Annotated in this window: 20 protein-coding genes; 7 read left to right on the plus strand and 13 right to left on the minus strand. The window is 66.1% G+C overall.

Annotation, left to right across the window (positions count from 1 at the left end; genetic code table 11):
- Window positions 1-10: 10 nt before the first annotated feature.
- From FGU64_RS15865 to infC, 12 genes are all read right to left on the minus strand, one after another.
- A complete protein-coding gene (locus tag FGU64_RS15865; RefSeq protein ID WP_139954063.1) occupies window positions 11-1,666 on the minus strand; it encodes an FAD-binding dehydrogenase in 1,656 nt (551 codons plus the stop codon).
- A gap of 31 nt (window positions 1,667-1,697) precedes the next feature.
- Window positions 1,698-2,699 (minus strand): Gfo/Idh/MocA family oxidoreductase, encoded by a 1,002-nt coding sequence (locus tag FGU64_RS15870; protein WP_139954064.1) that lies wholly within the window; start codon window positions 2,697-2,699, stop codon window positions 1,698-1,700.
- Between the two features lie 79 nt (window positions 2,700-2,778).
- Entirely contained in the window at window positions 2,779-3,354 is a 576-nt protein-coding gene (locus FGU64_RS15875; protein ID WP_139954065.1) for a YceI family protein, read from the minus strand.
- A gap of 71 nt (window positions 3,355-3,425) precedes the next feature.
- The gene (locus FGU64_RS15880; protein WP_139954066.1) at window positions 3,426-4,007 is read right to left on the minus strand and encodes a cytochrome b; all 582 of its coding nucleotides are present in this window, start codon (window positions 4,005-4,007) and stop codon (window positions 3,426-3,428) included.
- A 196-nt stretch (window positions 4,008-4,203) separates the two neighbouring features.
- Entirely contained in the window at window positions 4,204-5,247 is a 1,044-nt protein-coding gene (locus FGU64_RS15885) for a Tim44 domain-containing protein (RefSeq protein WP_139954067.1), read from the minus strand.
- A 213-nt stretch (window positions 5,248-5,460) separates the two neighbouring features.
- The gene (pheT, locus tag FGU64_RS15890; RefSeq protein WP_139954068.1) at window positions 5,461-7,872 is read right to left on the minus strand and encodes a phenylalanine--tRNA ligase subunit beta; all 2,412 of its coding nucleotides are present in this window, start codon (window positions 7,870-7,872) and stop codon (window positions 5,461-5,463) included.
- The gene (locus tag FGU64_RS15895; RefSeq protein WP_139954069.1) at window positions 7,869-8,297 is read right to left on the minus strand and encodes a GFA family protein; all 429 of its coding nucleotides are present in this window, start codon (window positions 8,295-8,297) and stop codon (window positions 7,869-7,871) included. The genes pheT and FGU64_RS15895 overlap by 4 nt, the downstream gene beginning before the upstream one ends.
- A 36-nt stretch (window positions 8,298-8,333) precedes the next feature.
- The gene (gene pheS / locus FGU64_RS15900; RefSeq protein WP_139954070.1) at window positions 8,334-9,416 is read right to left on the minus strand and encodes a phenylalanine--tRNA ligase subunit alpha; all 1,083 of its coding nucleotides are present in this window, start codon (window positions 9,414-9,416) and stop codon (window positions 8,334-8,336) included.
- A 212-nt stretch (window positions 9,417-9,628) separates the two neighbouring features.
- Window positions 9,629-10,030: a 50S ribosomal protein L20 gene (rplT, locus tag FGU64_RS15905; protein WP_136354170.1), complete on the minus strand. Its 402-nt coding sequence runs from the start codon at window positions 10,028-10,030 to the stop codon at window positions 9,629-9,631.
- Between the two features lie 35 nt (window positions 10,031-10,065).
- On the minus strand, window positions 10,066-10,269 hold the full coding sequence (rpmI, locus tag FGU64_RS15910) for a 50S ribosomal protein L35 (protein WP_136354172.1): 204 nt from the start codon (window positions 10,267-10,269) through the stop codon (window positions 10,066-10,068).
- Between the two features lie 189 nt (window positions 10,270-10,458).
- The gene (locus FGU64_RS15915; protein WP_139955409.1) at window positions 10,459-11,088 is read right to left on the minus strand and encodes an isoprenylcysteine carboxylmethyltransferase family protein; all 630 of its coding nucleotides are present in this window, start codon (window positions 11,086-11,088) and stop codon (window positions 10,459-10,461) included.
- A 111-nt stretch (window positions 11,089-11,199) separates the two neighbouring features.
- Window positions 11,200-11,739 (minus strand): translation initiation factor IF-3, encoded by a 540-nt coding sequence (gene infC, locus FGU64_RS15920; RefSeq protein ID WP_136354977.1) that lies wholly within the window; start codon window positions 11,737-11,739, stop codon window positions 11,200-11,202.
- 216 nt (window positions 11,740-11,955) lie between these two features.
- Here infC and FGU64_RS15925 point away from each other — a divergent pair, with 216 nt between their 5' ends.
- From FGU64_RS15925 to FGU64_RS15940, 4 genes are all read left to right on the plus strand, one after another.
- On the plus strand, window positions 11,956-12,735 hold the full coding sequence (locus FGU64_RS15925) for an alpha/beta hydrolase (protein ID WP_139954071.1): 780 nt from the start codon (window positions 11,956-11,958) through the stop codon (window positions 12,733-12,735).
- 1 nt (window position 12,736) lies between these two features.
- A complete protein-coding gene (locus FGU64_RS15930) occupies window positions 12,737-13,879 on the plus strand; it encodes a benzoate/H(+) symporter BenE family transporter (RefSeq protein ID WP_139954072.1) in 1,143 nt (380 codons plus the stop codon).
- A gap of 116 nt (window positions 13,880-13,995) precedes the next feature.
- The gene (locus FGU64_RS15935; protein ID WP_139954073.1) at window positions 13,996-14,484 is read left to right on the plus strand and encodes a DUF2852 domain-containing protein; all 489 of its coding nucleotides are present in this window, start codon (window positions 13,996-13,998) and stop codon (window positions 14,482-14,484) included.
- 95 nt (window positions 14,485-14,579) lie between these two features.
- Window positions 14,580-15,338 carry a M48 family metallopeptidase gene (locus tag FGU64_RS15940; RefSeq protein WP_139954074.1) on the plus strand — a complete coding sequence of 253 codons (759 nt, stop codon included), beginning with the start codon at window positions 14,580-14,582 and terminating at the stop codon, window positions 15,336-15,338.
- Between the two features lie 155 nt (window positions 15,339-15,493).
- Here FGU64_RS15940 and FGU64_RS15945 read toward each other — a convergent pair whose 3' ends face one another.
- Window positions 15,494-15,712 (minus strand): hypothetical protein, encoded by a 219-nt coding sequence (locus tag FGU64_RS15945; protein ID WP_139954075.1) that lies wholly within the window; start codon window positions 15,710-15,712, stop codon window positions 15,494-15,496.
- Window positions 15,713-15,814: 102 nt separating this feature from the next.
- On the opposite strand from FGU64_RS15945, the gene FGU64_RS15950 reads away from it, so the two are divergent.
- The 3 genes from FGU64_RS15950 to trpA all read left to right on the plus strand — a co-directional run bounded on the left by FGU64_RS15950 (window position 15,815) and on the right by trpA (window position 18,640).
- Window positions 15,815-16,489, plus strand: a complete 675-nt coding sequence (locus tag FGU64_RS15950; protein WP_139954076.1) for a phosphoribosylanthranilate isomerase — start codon at window positions 15,815-15,817, stop codon at window positions 16,487-16,489.
- 85 nt (window positions 16,490-16,574) lie between these two features.
- Window positions 16,575-17,795: a tryptophan synthase subunit beta gene (gene trpB, locus FGU64_RS15955; protein WP_139954077.1), complete on the plus strand. Its 1,221-nt coding sequence runs from the start codon at window positions 16,575-16,577 to the stop codon at window positions 17,793-17,795.
- Window positions 17,796-17,824: 29 nt separating this feature from the next.
- Window positions 17,825-18,640: a tryptophan synthase subunit alpha gene (trpA, locus tag FGU64_RS15960; RefSeq protein WP_246671361.1), complete on the plus strand. Its 816-nt coding sequence runs from the start codon at window positions 17,825-17,827 to the stop codon at window positions 18,638-18,640.
- The last annotated feature ends 21 nt before the right edge of the window (window positions 18,641-18,661 follow it).

An 18,661-nucleotide genomic window follows, 5' to 3' on the forward strand; every position in this document is an offset into this window, starting at 1 on the left:
AAAGGTCCAGTCAAACCGCCTTGGCTGCGGCGCGGCCGGCCGCGCGCCCGGAAAAGATGCAGCCGCCGAGGAAGGTGCCTTCCAGCGCCGCGTAACCGTGCATGCCGCCACCGCCGAAACCGGCCGCCTCGCCTGCTGCATAAAGGCCGGGCACCGGCTCGCCGGTGGGGCCGAGCACGCGGCTGTCGAGGTCCGTCTCCAGCCCACCCAGCGTCTTGCGGGTGAGAATGTTCAGGCGAACCGCGATCAGGGGGCCGTTGGCCGGGTCGAGGATCCTGTGCGGCTTTGCCGTGCGGATCAGCCGGTCGCCTAGATAGTTTCGCGCCCCGCGCAGGGCGATGACCTGCGCGTCCTTGGAAAACGGATTGTCGAGTTGCAGGTCGCGGGTGCGGATTTCGCGCTCGACCCGCGCAATGTCGAGCAGCGGCGCGCCGCCGATCAGCGCGTTCATGCGTTCGACGAGCCTGGCCAGATCGCGCTCGATGATGAAGTCTTCGCCCTTCTCTATGAAAGCCCTGACAGGCCCCGGAATGCCGGAGGTTGCGCGGCCGAGAACTTGCCGCCAGCTTTTCCCCGTCAGGTCGGGGTTCTGCTCCGAGCCGGAGAGCGCGAATTCCTTGCGGATGATCTTTTCGGTCAGGATGAACCAGGAATGGTCGTGGCCGGTGCCGCGCAGATGCGCCAGCGTCGCCAGTGTATCGAAGCCCGGATAGAGCGGCGGCGGCAGGCGCTTTCCGGTGGCGTCGAGCCAGATCGAGGACGGGCCGGGCAGGATGCGGATGGCGTGATCGCTCCACACCGGCGCCCAGTTCCGGATGCCTTCGACATAATGCCACATGCGGTCGCGGTTGATGAGCCGGCCGCCAGCCGCCTCGGTGATCGCCAGCATGCGGCCGTCGACATGGTCCGGCACACCGGTGATCATGTGCCTTGGCGGCGCTCCCAGCCGCGCCGGCCAGTTCTGCCGCACCAGGTCATGATTGGCGCCGATGCCGCCGGAAGAAACGATGACGGCGGCTGCAGCGAGTTCGAAATCGCTGGCAACCGTGCGCGAACTCTTCTCGCCGCGCGCGACCCCGCTCTCCTCCAGCACCGCACCGCGCAAGCCTGTCACCGCGCCGTTGGTGGTGACAATCTCGTCGACCCGGTGGCGGAAGCGGAAGGCTAACAGGCCGCGTTTCTCGGCTTCTCGCGCCCGCTCGACGAACGGCTCCAGCACGCCCGGCCCGGTGCCCCAGACGATGTGGAAGCGCGGCACTGAATTGCCGTGGCCCGACGCATTGCCGCCGCCGCGCTCGGCCCAGCCGACGACGGGAAAGAACTTCATCCCGCGCTCGCTCAGCCAGGCGCGTTTCTCGCCTGCCGCGAAGGCGACATAGGCCTCGGCCCACTTGCGCGGCCAGAAATCCTCCGACCGGTCGAAGGCGGCGGTGCCCAGCCAGTCGCTCCAGGCGAGGTCGCGAGAATCGCGGATGCGCATGCGCCGCTGCTCCGGCGAGTCGATCAGCAACAGGCCGCCGAACGACCAGAAGGCCTGCCCGCCCAGCGACTGTTCCGGCTCCTGGTCGAGGACGACGACCTTCTTGCCGGCGTCGGTCAGTTCGCAGGCCGCGACGAGGCCGGCCAGGCCTGCGCCGACGATGAGGACGTCAGCGTCGGCGGTCATGACGACAGTCGCTCCTCCAGGGTCAATCCCCTCACACCGTTTCCCATCCGTCCTTCTTGCCGGCGCGAAAGATGGCGTCGATGACCTTCTGGTTGAGGATCGATTCCTCTAGCGTGAACACCCGCTCCTTGCCTTCCCCTTTTTCCCCGCTTTGCGCCGCGCGCGCAAACGTCTCGACTTCGAGACGATACTGCTGCGTGCCGGGAAAGCGGAAGATCTGCGCTTCCGTATGTTTCCGGTTGTGCAGTTCGACGCGGTGATGGTCGTAGAGCCCGGCATTGAACGGCGAGGCGACCTCGATGAAGCCCTCGTCGCCGTGGAAGACCATGGCCTGACGCGCCGCCATCTGGGTGGAGACATAGAAGGACAGCTCGAAGCCGCCGAAATCGGCACGCACTGAGGAATAGACGTCGGTGCCGAAGCTGGCGTCGCGTTCGACGGTGGCCTGCACGCGCAGGGGCTCCTTGTTGGTGACGAAGCGCGCCGCGACCACCGGATAGACACCGATGTCGGGCAGCGCGCCGCCGCCGAGGTCGAGCCGGTTGCGCATGTTGGACGGATCGACGTTGTAGTAGCTGAAGGCGCCTTGCACATGCCGCAGCCGGCCGATGGCGCCCGCCTGCACTAGTTCGCGCACCTTCATCCACTGCGGGTGGTAGATGACCATGAAGGCCTCGCACACCAGCACCTTGTTTGCGTCGCGCAGCGCGATCAGCGGCTCTATGGCCGTCGCATCCAGCGCCAGCGGCTTCTCCACCAGCACATGCTTGCCGGCTTCGATCGCCTTTGCCGTCCATTCGACATGCTGTGCTGTCGGCAGCGGGATATAGACGCCGTCCACTTCCCGGGAGGCCAGCAGTTCGTCATAGGAGCCGAAGGCATGAGGCGCGCCGAAACGGTCCGCCAGCGCGCGCGCCTTGGCGGGATCGCGGCTGGCGACCGCCGCAAGGACGCCGTTTTCGGCATCGGCGATGGCCGGCAGGACCTGCTCGCGCCCGATCTTGGCCGTCGACAGAACACCCCAGCGGAACATCTTTCCTCTCCTGCGCATCGCCTTCGGGCAAGGTGTGCCCGAAAACGACGCCCATGCCAATGGCCGGGAGGACGAGGGATCAGCCGCGCCGGCCGATCAGGGTCATGTCGAAGTCGACGACGTTGGAGTAGATCGGCGTGCCGACATCCATGCCGTAGCGCGAGCGCAGCACCTTGCCGGTGACGTGGAAAGCGACGGTGCCGCGCTTCAGGCTGTCCAGCCTGGCGGTGAATACCTCGGGCGACGACTTGCCGCGCGCGGTCAGCCGCCCGGCGATGACGGCGGTGGTGTCGCCGGTTCGTTTCACGCTGGTGGAACGGAAGACGATCTGCGGCGCATTTGCGCTGTCGAAGACCGCGTCGGAGCGCAGGAAGGCGTCGATGCGGCCCTGGCCGGTGCCGACGCTGTCAGGGAAGATGGTGATCTCGACGCTGGAGCGGCCGACATCGGCGCCGTCGATGCGAATCGTGCCGGAGAAACGGCCGAAAGCGCCGCTCAACCCGCCGCCGCCCAGCTTGGCGATGGAGAAGCGGATCGACGAGCCGCCGGCACCGATGCTGTAGCGGCCGGCGGCATCGCCGAGCGAGACATCGGCCGAGGCCGTGGAAACGGGAAGCGAGAGCGCGGCAAGCAGCGCCAGCATACGGACGGACATGGCTGCGGTCCTTGGGGCAAGGCCGCTCGACGTGGCTGGCCTTCCTGACACGAACGAAGTACGGAGCGGGTCTATTCCCGAGGTTCGTCACCGGACGATGGCGCGATCATGCGCTGAAAGACGCTGTCGCGGAGCAGGAAACGATGGCGCAGTGCGGCAAGGATGTGCAGCGCCGCCAGCGCGATGCCAATCCAGGCGAGCCATTCATGCGCGACAGACCAGAACGCCTCGGCCGCGTCGGAAGCGCCGAGCGGCAGGTTCGGCATGACGAAGAGGTCGAACGGCACGCTCGGCACCTCCAGCATCGACACCGACACCAGCGCCCAGCCGCTGAGTGGGACGATGAGTTGCGCGGCGTAGAGCAGGGCATGGACCAATGGCGCCGCCCGGCGTTCGATCGGCGCGACCGTTTCCGGCAGCGCCGGCCGGACATTGCCCAGCCGCCAGCCGATCCGGACGAGCACCAGCCCGAGCAGCAGGAAGCCGAAAGATTTGTGCCACTGGATCAGTTCGAAGGCCGTGCGCTGGCTTGCGATGCGCACCATGACCAGCCCCAGCGCGACCTGGCCGATGAACAGCACGGCAATCAGCCAATGCAGCAGGATCGCGATCCAGCCGTAGCGGGTGGGGGTATTGCGGAACAGGAGCGCCACAGGTGGGAAACGCCGTCGCAGTGGTGTTTCTTCCCGTCTGCCAAGGCTCGCCTACTCACGGCAGGGCCTTGATCCGGCCAGTTTTTGACGCGTCCGAGTTACTCCTCGAACGGCAGGCCGGAATGGCGCAGGGCAATTCGGGCCTGCCGGCAATCCGGTTCGCTCGACCGTCCGACGAAAACGGCGTCCGCCCCGCCTATGCGCCGGGCTGGTCCGTTTCCTGGATGGCGGAGAGCTTCCACTCCTTGCCGTCGCGGCGTACGAAGGTCCACAATTCCGTCGTCTCGCTCGGCGCCGTTTCGTCGCCTTCCAGCACCTTGCCGGTGGCTCGGTCGCGCATCAGGTCGACCGATTCGTAGCGGAAGGCCGCCGTGGCATAGTCCTCGCCGTCCTCGCGCCAGGCTTCGGCGATATCGGCTTGCAGCAACCTCACGCCGGTGACGTCGTTGCGCATCCCGCTCTTGGCGTTATCCGCGAGTTCCTCGGAGAAGAAGGAGACCATTTCGGGCGTGCACAGACGCCGCAGCGCCGTGTGGTCCTCTTCCGCGAAGGCTGCCTGCACCTTGCCTAGCAGGCGCTCGAACGTATCGAGGTCGGCCTGGCCGAGTTCGATATCCTGTGAGGATGCCGGGGCGGCACCGCCGAAGCCGGGGATGGCGAACGATCCGGCGCGACCGCTGGCATGTCCGGGCCGGCTTGCCGACCTTTCGCCGGCCTGCTCGCGGGCATGCGCGTTCCGCCCGAAAAAATCGGCGCTGCCACTGCCGGGCTCCTGCTGCCCGAAGCTGGGGCCGCCGGCCGTCGCCGGAGTGGAACGCGAACGGAAAAAGCGCAGCGCCAGCATGACGACGAGACCGGCCAGAAGAAGCTGGATGAGGAAGCCGAGCATGCCGGCCATGCCGCCGAAACCGTAGCCGAGCAGCATGCCAAGAAGCCCGCCGATCAGCATGCCACGCATCAACGAGCCGCCCAGGCCGCCGAACAGGCCGGGCCGTTGTTGTGTTGCGCCCGTCTGCTGGCGGGTAGCGGCGTTGGGTGCGGTTGTCGGGCTCATCGAGCGCTCGACAGGCCGCGCGGCGTTCGGTGCCGTGGGTGTCGCCGGCGCTTGCTGGAAGGTGCGTGAGCCGCGGCTGCCGAAGCTGCCGCCGCGACGCGCTTCGGCGAAGTCCGTCGATACCATTGTGAAGGCGACCATCAGGGCACCCAGCAGGGTGAATGCGCGCGATTTTCCAGAGAGCATCGGATCCTTTCCTCCAATGACCCGCTCCGGAATGGTGCGCAAGCGGGCCCGATCAAAGCGGTCCGACATCACGAACGCTTGGTGGCGCGTACGTCAGAGGGGCCCGGCCCGCACGCGCAATGTATGAAGTGTTCGCCGCGCCCGCAAGCGGCGAACAAGGTCAGGACCGAAATGTCGCAGAATCCTGCACGCGTCGTCCCTTTGGGAGGAAGGCTACGCCCGTAGCACGCCGCCGGTCTGCTTGGCGACGTTGTCGACGATCTTCTTCGCCAGCGCCTCGAAATCCTCGTCGGTCAGCGTACGCTCGAGCGGCTGGATCGAGACTTCGATGGCGATCGATTTCTTGTCCGGGCCGAGTGCGGCGCCCTGGAAGACGTCGAAGACGTTGACCCCCGTCACCAGCTTCCTGTCGGCCGCGGCTGCTGCCTTGCTCAGCGCGCCGGCCTCGACCGTACGGTCGACCACGAAGGCGAAGTCGCGCTTGACCGCCTGGAAAGCGGACAGGTCGAGCTTCGGCTTGGTCTTCGTCGCCTTGGCCTTCGGCTCCGGCACGGCGTCGACATAGACCTCGAAGCCGCACAGCGGGCCGGCGACGTCCAGCGTTTCCAGCGTCTTCGGATGGAACTCGCCGAAGTGGCCGAGCACAACTTTCGGCCCGAGTTTTATCAGGCCGGAGCGGCCGGGGTGATACCAGTCCGGCGCGCCGGGCTCGACCTGCAATCGGTCCACCGGTGCGCCGCAGGCTTCCAGCGCCGCGATGGCGTCCGCCTTGGCGTCGAATACGCCGACGGGGCCGGCATTGCCGTCCCAATGGCGGCCGGCGCCAGTCAGCCCGGCGGTGCCGCGCCGCACGCCGGCGGCGACGCGCCGCTGACCTTCGGGCTTATCATCCTCGTAGATGCCCGAGACCTCGAACAGCGCCACGTCGCCGTAGCCGCGGTCGGCGTTGCGCTGCGCGGCGGCGATCAGGCCAGGCAGCAGCGAAGGCCGCATGTCCGACATGTCGGCGGCGATCGGATTGGCGAGTTTCAGCGCCGGCTGGCCGCCGCCGAACAGCTTGGCGTGTTTGGCCGGAATGAACGACCATGTGACGGCCTCCATCATGCCGCGCACGGCGAGCGCCCGCTTGGCGGCGCGGCTGCGCACCTGCAATGTGGTCAGGATCTTTCCATTGACGGCATCGTGGCCGGCGAGCGGACGCGGATGGATCTCGTCCACGCCGTGGATGCGCATTACCTCCTCCACGAGGTCGGCCTTGCCGTCGACGTCCGGCCGCCAACTCGGCACGGTGACGTCCACCACCTCCTTGCCGTCGTCCTTCGGCTCGAAGCCGAGGCGCTTGAGGATATCGAGGCTTTCGGCGCGCGGAACCTCGAGCCCGGTCAGCCGCTTCACCTCGGTCAGCGGGAAGGCGACGACCTTGCGCTTGATTTCCGTCCATCCGGCGGTGAACACCTCCGACGGCTCGCCGCCGCAAAGCTCCATCACCATGCGGGTGGCAAGCTCGATGCCCGGCCGGTTGAAGGCCGGGTCGATGCCGCGCTCGTTGCGGTAGCGGGCATCGGTGACGATGCCGAGCGAGCGGCCGGTGCGGGCGACGTTGAGCGGTTCCCACACCGCCGCCTCGATCAGCACGTCGGTCGTCGTCTCGTCGCAGCCGGAATGCTCGCCGCCCATCACGCCGGCGATGGACTCCACGCCGTTATCATCGGCGATGATGCACATGGCGGGCGTCAGCCTGTAGGTGCGGCCGTCGAGCGCCAGCACCTCCTCGCCCGCTTTCGCGCGCCGCACGACGAGGTTGCCTGCGACCTTCTTGGCGTCGAACACATGTAGCGGCCGGCCGCGGTCGAAGGTGATGTAGTTGGTCATGTCGACCAGCGCGTTGATGGGGCGCAGGCCGATGGCGATCAACCGCTGCTGCATCCACTTTGGCGACGGCCCGTTCTTCACGCCGCGTACGAGCCTGAGCGCGAAGGTGTGGCAAAGGTCCGGTGCCTCGATGATGACCTCGACCGGGCAGGCGCCCTTGCCAGGAACGGATTCGATAGGCGCGGTCTTGAGCGTGCCGAGGCCGGAGGCGGCGAGATCGCGGGCGATGCCGTGCACGCCGGTGGCGTCCGGTCGGTTCGGCGTCAGGTTGATCTCGATCACCGGGTCGTCGAGATGGGCATAGGCGGCGAAGCTGGTGCCGACCGGCGCATCGGCGGGCAGGTCGATGATGCCGTTGTGCTCGTCGGAGATTTCGAGCTCGCGCTCCGAGCACATCATGCCGTGGCTTTCCACGCCCCTGATCTTGCCGACCGAGAGCGTCACGTCGATGCCGGGAACGTAAGTGCCGGGCGCGGCGAAAGCGCCGATCAGGCCCGCGCGGGCATTCGGAGCCCCACAGACGACCTGCACCGGTGCGCCGCCATTGCCGATGTCCACTGTCAGAACGCGCAGCTTGTCGGCGTCGGGATGCTTCTCGGCCGTCAGCACCTTGGCGATGACGAAAGGCTTCAGCGCCGCCTTGTCGTCGACATGCTCGACCTCGAGTCCGATCGACGTCAGCCGCTCGACGATCTCGGCCAGTGTTGCGTCGGTTTCAAGGTGGTCCTTGAGCCAGGAAAGGGTGAACTTCATTCTTCTGTTCCGTCGGGTCTGGGGACGCTGCCTTTCAGGTGTCGGGGCAGGCCGTCCGGCATGTGGACAAAGGGAAGCTGCTCGCGCACATGGGCGTGGTGCGTGGGCTTGAAATAGGCTGGCTGGTCGAAGGCGCCGAGCATGAAATAGACGTCGTCCGGCAGGCGGCTATCGACATAGGCGATCGGCGCGCCGCAGGTGCCGCAGAAGGAGCGCGCCACCGGGCCGTTTTCGAAGCTCTTCAGCGTCTTGCCGTCGAGCGCCACTTCACCGGTCTTGAAGCCGACGAAGGCCGAGACGGGCGCTCCGCTCGCCTTGCGGCAGTCGCCGCAATGGCAATAGCTGATGTGGTGCGGCTCGGCGCTCGCCTCGAAGCGTACGGCACCGCAGCGGCAGCCGCCGGCGTGGAGAGTGGGTGCATTCATCTCTTAAGCTTTCTCGTTCAGCCCCCGCTGCCCTACCTATGAACTCAGCCCTCCGAACAGCGTCGGCATGTCGAGCGGGCGGAAGCCGTAATGAGCCAGCCAGCGCACGTCGGCGTCGAAGAAGGGGCGCAGATCCGGCATGCCGTATTTCAGCATGGCGATGCGGTCGATGCCCATGCCCCAGGCGAAGCCCTGGTATTCATCCGGGTCGAGCCCGCCGGCACGCAGCACGTTGGGATGCACCATGCCGCAGCCGAGGATTTCCATCCAGTCGCTGCCCTCGCCGAAACGCACTTCGCCCGGCCGCGAGCGGTCGCACTGGATGTCGACTTCCAGCGACGGTTCCGTGAAGGGGAAGAAGGACGGGCGGAAGCGCATCTTCACCTGGCTGACCTCGAAGAAGGCCTTGCAGAACTCCTCCAGCACCCACTTCATGTTGGCGACGTTGGCGGTCCGGTCCACCACAAGCCCCTCCACCTGGTGGAACATCGGCGAATGGGTGGCGTCCGAGTCCTGCCGGTAGGTCTTGCCGGGGATGACGATGCGGATCGGTGGGCTCGAGGCTTCCATGGTACGGATCTGCACGGGCGAGGTGTGCGTGCGCAGCACCTTGCGCTCGCCGGCCTCATTCGGCTGGAAGAAGAAGGTGTCATGCATCTCGCGCGCCGGGTGCCCTTCGGGGAAATTCAGCGCGGTGAAGTTGTAGTAGTCCGTTTCGATGTCCGGTCCTTCGGCGATGGCGAAGCCGAGGTCGCCGAAGATGGCGGTGATCTCGTCGATCACTTGGCTGATCGGATGGATGCGGCCCCGCTCGGCCGGAGAGGCGCGCACCGGCAGCGTGACGTCCACCGTCTCGGCCGCCAGCCTTGCGGTGATCGCCGCGTCCTTCAGTTCAGTCTTGCGGGCGGCAAGCGCCTCGGTGACGCGCGTCTTCAGCCCGTTGATCGCCGGCCCCTGCGTCTGGCGCTGCTCCGGCGTCATCGCGCCCAGCGTCTTCAGGAGCTCCGAGACGGAGCCCTTCTTGCCGAGGGCTGCGACGCGCACCGCCTCGATCGCCGCCTCGTCGCCGCTCGCGGCGATGTCGGCGAGGATGGAAGATTCGAGTGTACCGGTATCCATGTGTAAGCCCGTCTTGTTGTCTTGTTTGTGCGCCCTTCGAGGCTCGCTCCGCTCGCACCTCAGGATGAGGGAGGTTTGCGCCGGCGGTCCTCATCCTGAGGTGCGAGCGGAGCGAGCCTCGAAGGACGCACTGCCAAAGAAAAACCCGCGCCAGCCCAGCCGGCGCGGGTTTCCCAAATCAGATTTTCGAATGCTTGGGAAGCGCGGCGGCCTTAGGCGACTGCGCTTTCAAAAGCGTTCGGCGTGGTGTCTTTCAGATATTCGAGCGCGGTCTTGGCCTTGGCGACCAGCGCGGCGAAGGCCTGCGGCTCGTGGATGGCCATGTCCGACAGGACCTTGCGGTCGATCTCGATGCCGGCCTTGTTGAGGCCGTCGATGAAGCGGGCATAGGTCAGGCCGTGCTCGCGGACGGCGGCGTTGATGCGCTGCACCCAGAGCGCGCGGAAGTTGCGCTTGCGTGCCTTGCGGTCGCGGTAGGCGTACTGCAGCGACTTCTCCACCGCCTGCTTGGCGATGCGGATGGTGTTCTTGCGGCGGCCGTAAAAACCCTTGGCGGCTTTCAGGACCTTCTTGTGCTTGGCGTGGGCGGTGACGCCTCTCTTGACGCGTGCCATGTCGTGATCTCCTTAGATTCGGTGCGCAGCCGGGCTCAGAGGCCGTTCGGCAGGAAGTTCTTGATGACCTTCTTGCCGTCGGGTTCGGCCAGGACCATCGTGCCGCGGGCATCGCGGATGAACTTGTTGGTGCGCTTGATCATGCCATGGCGCTTGCCGGCGGCGGCAGACAGAACCTTGCCGGTCGCCGTGATCTTGAACCGCTTCTTGGCGGCCGATTTGGTCTTCATCTTGGGCATTTTGCTTTTCCTTCTTGGTGGGCACCATTGCCCTTGTTTCGCTCCGGACGACCAAAGTCCGGAAAGCATGAAAGTCCGCCACGGCATGCCCTGCCGGGCGGCTTTTCTGTAGGAACGCGGCCGTATACTGCAAAGCGGGCCGGCGCGCAACACCCAGCCCTGCGGCGCGGCGTCGCCGCCAGTGCGGGTTCAGGGCAAGCGGAACAGTACCGGCAGCCAACCCGAAACCTGTGCGGCGTCGATCATCTCGAAGAAGGGCAGGGCGACCAGGAAGACGAGCCCGTCGAGCAGGGTGGTGAGCAGAAGCCTCGGCTTGAAGGAGCCGGTATTGCCTTCCTGATAGAGCGACAGATCGGGGAAGAAGCGCGGAACGCGCTTCAGGTAGGCCTCGTAGGGCGCTCCCATCGCCTTTTTCAGGAAACGCTCCTCACGCAGGATGACGATATGAAAGGCCGCGGCGCAGATCAGGCCGAAGCCAATCATCGCCGTGAATGATCCGATCTGCGCGCCAACGCCGGCCGCCGCCACGCTGGAAAACAGGTAGAGCGGATTGCGGGTGATCGAATAGGGGCCGTCGGCGACCACTTCCTCCGACTTGCGGCCGCCGATGTAGAGCGTCGACCACAGGCGCCCGGCGATGCCGAGAAAGATCAGCAGCACGCCGAACATCTCGATGGCCTCGTGCATGGTCGTCTCGGGCGGGAACAGCGACTGGCCGAACAGGAGTATGGCGAACAGGCTCACCAGCAGCGCCGCCAGCATCAGCCGGCGCAGGGATTGATATCGGCTGAGTGCGCCGCGCTCCCGCCCGTTGACCATTTTGTTGTCCAGCGAAGTGTCGGTGGTCATGAAAGGCAGCCCCCCACATTATGCCCTGTTGCATGTGAACGGGGCGCCCCGCCCAAGAGCGCCCGGTCCGTCGGTCGTCGCTCAGCCGCGCGGCGCCAGCACCATCATCATCTGGCGGCCTTCGAGCTTCGGCTCGGCCTCCACCTTGGCGATGGTCGCGACTTCCTCGCGCACTTTGTTGAGGAGTTGCATGCCGAGTTCCATATGCGCCATCTCGCGCCCGCGGAAACGCAGGGTGAGTTTGACCTTGTCTCCTTCCTCGAAGAAGCGGCGCACCGCTTTCATCTTCACGTCGTAGTCGTGCGTGTCGATGTTCGGGCGCATCTTGATCTCCTTGATCTCGATGACCTTCTGGTTCTTGCGCGCCTCGGCTGCCTTCTTCTGGTTGGCGTATTTCAACTTGCCGAGGTCGAGAATCTTGACGACCGGCGGCTGTGCGTTGGGGGAAATCTCGACGAGGTCGAGGCCTGCCTCTTCGGCGGCCAGCAACGCATCGTTGATGGAAACATCGCCGCGGTTGTTGCCGTCGGCGTCGATAAGCTGGACCCGTGGAACCCGGATATCCATGTTCGAGCGCGGGCCGTCCTTGGTGGGCGCCGCTGCTTTGAAAGGTCTGCGAATGGTCGTGATCTCCTCGATCCGTTTCGGTTCATGGTTTGCAAGACGCGCCAATGTGGGAAGCGCGAGCGCGGTGTCAATAGCACAGGCCGCACAATAAATCACCCGTTTCGGTGCCGCATCTGCGCCAAAGAAGAAGCCGGTGCAGCGCTTCCCGCCTGTCGCCTGCTGTGCCACAAGGCGGGTCCTTGCAGGAACACCCGCGCAGGAATACCCGCCATGACGCCAACCGCCGCTGCCGCCCCCGAATTCCTCGATGTCGACGAAACACCCATCGCCTTTCGCCGCCAGACGGGTGCTGCGCCCGGCGTGGTGTGGCTCGGCGGCTACAAGTCGGACATGCTGGGCACAAAGGCGGAAACGCTGGGCGCATGGGCGAAGCGGCAGGGCCACGCCTTCCTGCGCCATGACTATTCCGGCCATGGCGAATCCGGCGGCGCCTTCGCCGACGGCACGATCAGCCGATGGCTCGCACAGAGCCTCGCCGTGTTCGACCGGTTCACCGCGGGCCGACAGATTCTCGTCGGTTCTTCCATGGGCGCCTGGATCGCGCTGCGCATGGCGCAGGAATTGCGCAAGGCGGGTGCGGATCGCGTTGCCGGACTGGTGCTGCTGGCGCCAGCGCCGGATTTCACCGCCGAACTGGTCGAACCGCAATTGACCGACGGGCAGAAGAAGGCGTTGGCCGAGAACGGCTATTTCGAGGAGCCGTCGGAGTATTCGGACGAACCCTACATCTATACGCGCGCGCTGATCGAGGACGGCCGCGATAACCTCGTCATGACCGGTCCGATCGACACGCATTGCCCGGTGCACATCCTGCAGGGGCTGGCCGACCCGGACGTGCCGCCGGCCCATGCGCTGAAGCTCGCCAGCCTGCTGCCAGCCGACGACGTGACGCTGTCGCTGATTCCGCAAGGCGACCACCGCCTGTCGCGCCCGCAGGACCTCGACATGCTGGTCGGCGCTGTCGAGGCGATGGTGGAAAGAGCGGCCTGACATGCGCGTCTCCATTCCAACATCCGCCTTCGTCGCGGCGATCGTCGGTTTCGGCGGCACGTTGGCGATCATCATCGCCGCCGCCGCCGCTGTAGGCGCCACCCAGGTCGAGACGGCAAGCTGGGTCACCGCCATCTGCCTCGCCATGGCGGTGGAAACAGGCTGGCTGTCCTGGCGCACAAAGATGCCGGTCATCACCGCCTGGTCGACGCCGGGCGCGGCACTGATCGCCGCTTCCTCCGGCTTCACCATGCCCGAGGCCGTTGGCGCTTTCATCGTCACCGGCGTGCTGCTTGTCGCCACCGGGCTGTTCCGGCCGCTGACGCGGCTGATCGCGAAGATACCCGGTTCGGTCGCCTCAGGCATGCTGGCCGGCATCGTCGTCACCTTCGCCATGAATGCGGCCAAGACCGTACCCGTCGACCCGTGGCTGATCCTGCCGCTGGTCGCCGCCTTCTTCCTCGTCCGGCTGTGGAACCCGTCGCTGTCGGTGCTGGTGGTGCTGGTCGGCGGCGTGCTGGCCGTCCTCCTCACCGGCCGTGTCGGTGGCCTGCCGGCGCCTGAGCTTTCGACGCTGACATGGATCCGGCCGCAGTTCACGGTGTCGGCGATCGTCGGTCTGGCGTTGCCGCTCTATCTCGTCACCATGGCCTCGCAGAACCTGTCCGGCCTGGCGGTGCTGCGCGCCGACGGCTACGAGCCGCCGCCCGGTCCGCTGATCGGCGTCACCGGGCTGGTGTCGGTGCTGACCGCGCCGTTCGGCGCTTCGACCACCAACCTGGCGGCGATCTCGGCCGCCATCTGCACCGGCCCGGACGTCCACCCCGATCCCGCGAAACGCTGGATGACCGGGCCGTTCTATGCGCTGGCCTATCTCGTCTTCGCCGCTTTCGGTGCCTCGCTGGTGGCGATCTTCGCCGTTTTGCCGCAAAGCCTGATCGTGCTGGTGGCGGGGCTGGCGCTGCTCGGCTCGCTTGCCAATGCGCTTGCCATCGCGCTGCGCGACGAGGCCGGCCGCATGGCGGCGACTGTGACGTTTGCCGTCACCGCTTCGGGCCTCGCGCTGTTCGGCATCGGCTCGGCCTTCTGGGGTCTCGTCGCGGGCCTTGCCGTCGTCGGCCTCGACTGCCTCAAAAAGAAGTAACTGCCACAACGGCTTGTCCGGTTTTGACCGGTCGCGTCTTGAATCACCGTTTTTCCTTTCCCATTTCGAAATGAAGCAGCCCGGTTGGCTGCCTCGAACGGAAGGAACGGGAGAAAATGAACGCATCTGCTTTGATCCGCCCGGCATGGACGCCGGCGACCATTGCGCTGATGGTGATCGGTTTCGTCGTGTTCTGGCCGCTGGGCCTGGCCATGCTCGCCTACATCATCTGGGGCGACCGGCTTGACGGCTTCAAGCGCGACGTCAACCGTGCCACCGACGGCGTTTTCGCCGGTTGCCGACGCGGTGCCGACCGCGCGCAGCGCTGGGGCCACGGTGCCCGCACCGGCAACGTCGCCTTCGACGACTGGCGCGACAAGGAACTGGAGCGCCTGGCCGAGGAGCGTCGCAAGCTGGACGAAATGCTGAGCGAATTCGATGAGTACGCCCGCGAACTGCGCCGTGCCAAGGACCAGGAAGAGTTCGACCGCTTCATGGCCAACCGCAACCGGCACACCGCGCCGACGACCACGGCCAAGCCTGCCTCGGACAAGCCCTCGAAGGGCAAGGACAAGGACAAGGGCACCAACCTGCTCGACGACTGAGCGGTCCTCTAGGAAAAGCGAACGAACGGCGCTGCTACAACGGCGCCGTTTCTTTTTTGTTCTATCCCGAACCTCGAATCACTTATCGTCGCGCCATGTCCCTCGGCTTCTTCCGTTCTCTTACGAAACCGGCGCCGCGTCCCGTCGAGGAGCGCGAGCATCAGGTCGCCGGCCGCACGCTGCCGCTGCGCATCGTCGAGAACGAGCGGGCGCGGCGCCTGACGCTGCGCATCGACGCCGGCGGGCAGGGCCTGCGCATCACCGTGCCGCCGGGGCTCAGGCACGGCGAGGTGGAAAAATTCCTCGACCGGCATCGCGGCTGGCTGGAACAGCGATTGGCCAAGGTGCCGGATCGGCCGCAGGTGCGCCCCGGCATCCGCATTCCTGTGCGCGGCGTGCCGCACCTGATCGTGCACGAGCCCGGCAAGCGCGGCACGGTCGAGGTATCGAGGGACGAGACGGGGCCGTTGCTGATCGTCCATGGCGACCGGCTGCACCTGCCGCGCCGCATCGCAGATTTCCTCAAGCGCGAGGCCAAGCGCGAGATCGAGACGCTGGTGGACAAACACACCGAGGCCGTCGGCCGCAAGGCCAAGGCGATCCGTTTCAAGGATACGTCGAGCCGATGGGGCTCATGCACCTCGGACGGCAGCCTGTCGTTCTCGTGGCGCATCATGATGGCGCCGCCGCCGGTGATAAACTACCTCGTCGCGCACGAGGTGGCGCATCTGAAGGAAATGAACCACGGGCCGAAATTCTGGAAGCTGTGCGGGGAACTTTGCCCGGATACGGATCGCTGCAAGGCCTGGCTCAAGCGCAACGGCGGCGCGCTGCAGGCGATCGCGTTCGAGTGAGGGGGTAGGAAATAGATGGTGCGTCCTTCGAGGCTCGCTCCGCTCGCACCTCAGGATGAGGGAGGTCGTGAACAAACACTGGTCACAGAGTTCGCATCAGACGGTCCTCATCCTGAGGTGCGAGCGGAGCGAGCCTCGAAGGACGCACGGTTGGCTCAATCGTCGTTCGCCGCATTCAGTTCTTCCGGCCTCAGTCCCTCGTCCTCATGGCGCGGCCATGGCAGGAAGTTCGGATCGAAGCGGTCATTCTCGAAATAGGCGAGCGCGCGCTGCGCTTCCGCGCCGTCGTAGGAGGCCTGTTCCACGAGGTGCGCGATCACGGCGTGCGCCTGCGCAAGCTTCGCTTTCAGGTCTGCGGCTCTCTCGTTCGCCATGATGCGCTCCGTTGCTCGTTACGGTGAACCTAGCGCGTTCGCACCGTCCTGCAACCGACGCTTTTCCTCGACTCTGGCCATTATTCATGCCAATCCGCCGTCATGACGACCGACCGTAAACCGCTCGACATCAAGATATGCGGCCTGAAGACCGACGTGGCGCTGGAGGCCGCGCTTGCCGGCGGCGCCAGCCATGTCGGCTTCATCTTTTTTCCCAAGAGCCCCCGCAACGTCGAGCCGGAAGAAGCCGGCCGCCTGCGGGAAGCGGCGCGGGGGCGCGCACATGCCGTCGCCGTGACCGTCGATGCCGACAACGCCTTGCTCGACCGCATCGTTGCCGTCATGGCGCCCGACCTGCTCCAGCTTCACGGCAGCGAGATGCCGGCGCGCGCGACTGAAATCAAGGCGCGCTACGGCCTGCCGATCGTCAAGGCGTTCTCCGTGCGCACCGCGTCCGACCTCGCGGCCATCGAGCCTTATCGCGGTATCGTTGACCGCTTCCTGTTCGATGCCAAGCCGCCGAAAGGCTCGGAGCTTCCCGGCGGCAACGGCGTGTCGTTCGACTGGTCGCTGCTGTCCGCGGTCCCGCGCGGTACGGATTATTTTCTCTCTGGCGGCCTCAATGCAGCCAACATCGGCGAGGCGCTGCGTGTTGCCGCTCCGCCGGCCATCGATATATCCTCGGGCGTGGAAAGTGCGCCCGGCGTCAAGGACCCGGTGCTGATCGAGGCGTTTTTCCGCGCCGTGAAGGACTCCGCCAAGCATCGCGCCGCTTGACAGGCACCCTCAAAGCATGGCCGGAGAGAAGGCGAGGCGACCTGCCCGGAAAGGCGGGGCGCAGGCCAATGACAGGAGATCGGCGATGAACAAGCCGGCTTTGCCCAATTCCTTCCGCACCGGCCCCGACGAGCAGGGCATGTTCGGCATCTTCGGCGGCCGCTTCGTGGCCGAGACGCTGATGCCGCTCATCCTCGATCTCGAAAAGGAATGGGAAGCGGCCAAGAACGATCCGGCCTTCAAGGCGGAACTGACCGCGCTCTCCACCTTCTATGCCGGCCGGCCCTCCAAACTCTATTTCGCCGAAGGGCTGACCAGGTATCTCGGCGGTGCCAAGATCTATTTCAAGCGCGAGGACCTGAACCACACCGGTTCGCACAAGATCAACAACTGCCTCGGCCAGATCCTGCTCGCCAAGCGCATGGGCAAGAAGCGCATTATCGCCGAGACCGGCGCCGGCCAGCATGGCGTCGCTTCCGCCACCGTCTCGGCCCGCTTCGGCTATCCCTGCGTGGTCTATATGGGCGCCACCGACGTCGAGCGGCAGAAGCCGAACGTCTTCCGCATGAAGCTGCTCGGCGCCGAGGTGCGTCCGGTCAGCGCCGGCCACGGCACGCTGAAGGACGCCATGAACGAGGCCCTGCGCGACTGGGTGACCAATGTCGAGGACACCTATTACCTGATCGGCACCGCCGCCGGCCCGCACCCCTATCCGGAGATGGTGCGCGACTTCCAGTCGGTGATCGGTTCGGAGGCACGCGCGCAGATGCTGGAGCAGGAGGGTCGCCTGCCCGACGTCATCATCGCCGCCGTCGGCGGCGGCTCCAACGCCATCGGCCTGTTTCACCCCTTCCTCGACGACAAGGACGTCAGGATCGTCGGCGTCGAGGCCGGTGGGCGCGGGCTGCAAGGCGTCGAGCATTGCGCCTCGATGAATGCCGGCCGGCCGGGCGTGCTGCACGGCAACCGCACCTACCTCCTGCAGAACGGTGACGGCCAGATCCTCGACGGCCATTCGATCTCGGCCGGGCTGGATTATCCCGGCGTCGGTCCAGAACATAGCTGGCTGCGCGACTCCGGCCGGGTCGACTACGTGCCGGTCCTTGACGACGAGGCGCTGGAAGCCTTCCAGCTCTGCACCAAGGTGGAAGGCATCATCCCGGCGCTGGAATCGGCGCACGCCATCGCCCAGGCGATGAAGATCGCGCCGTCGATGGGCAAGGACGAGATCATCATCGTCAACCTCTCCGGCCGCGGCGACAAGGACGTGCACACCGTTGCCGGCATGATGGGCATGGAGATTTGATCGTGACGGATACCCGCATCGACCGCCGCATGGCGAAACTGAAGGCCGAGGGTCGGCCGGCGCTCGTCACCTATTTCATGGGCGGCGACCCCGACTACGCCACCTCACTGTCGATCATGAAGGCGCTGCCGAAGGCGGGCGCCGATATCATCGAACTCGGCATGCCCTTCTCCGATCCGATGGCCGACGGCCCGGCGATCCAGGCCGCCGGCCTGCGCGCGCTGAAGGGCGGCCAGACGCTGGTCAAGACGCTGGCGATGGCAGCCGACTTCCGCAAGGGCGACGACGAGACACCGATCGTTTTGATGGGCTATTACAACCCGATCTACAATCACGGCGTCGAACGTTTCCTCACTGACGCCAAGGCATCCGGCGTCGACGGATTGATCGTCGTAGACCTGCCGCCGGAGATGGACGAAGAACTCTGCATCCCGGCGCTCAAGGCCGGCATCAACTTCATCCGCCTGGCGACGCCCACCACCGATGACAGGCGCCTGCCCAAGGTTCTGCAGAACACGTCCGGTTTCGTCTATTACGTGTCGATGACCGGCATCACCGGCTCGGCGCTGGCCGACACCGCCAAGGTGGGTGAGGCGGTCAAGCGCATCAAGGGGCACACGATGCTGCCGGTCTGCGTCGGCTTCGGCGTCAAGACGGCCGAGCAGGCGCGGCTCATCGGCGCTTCGGCCGACGGCGTCGTCGTCGGCACGGCGATCGTCAACGCGGTTGCTAACGTGCTGGGACCGAAGGGCGAAAAGGTCGCCGACCCGGCCGAGGCCGTCGCCACGCTGGTCGGCGGACTGGCGCAGGGCGTGCGGCAGGCCCGCCTTGCTGCCGCCGAATAGTTTTCCTACCTCCCTGCGAAA

It is taken from the genome of Mesorhizobium sp. 8 (assembly GCF_006351905.1).
GTDB lineage: Bacteria > Pseudomonadota > Alphaproteobacteria > Rhizobiales > Rhizobiaceae > Mesorhizobium > Mesorhizobium composti.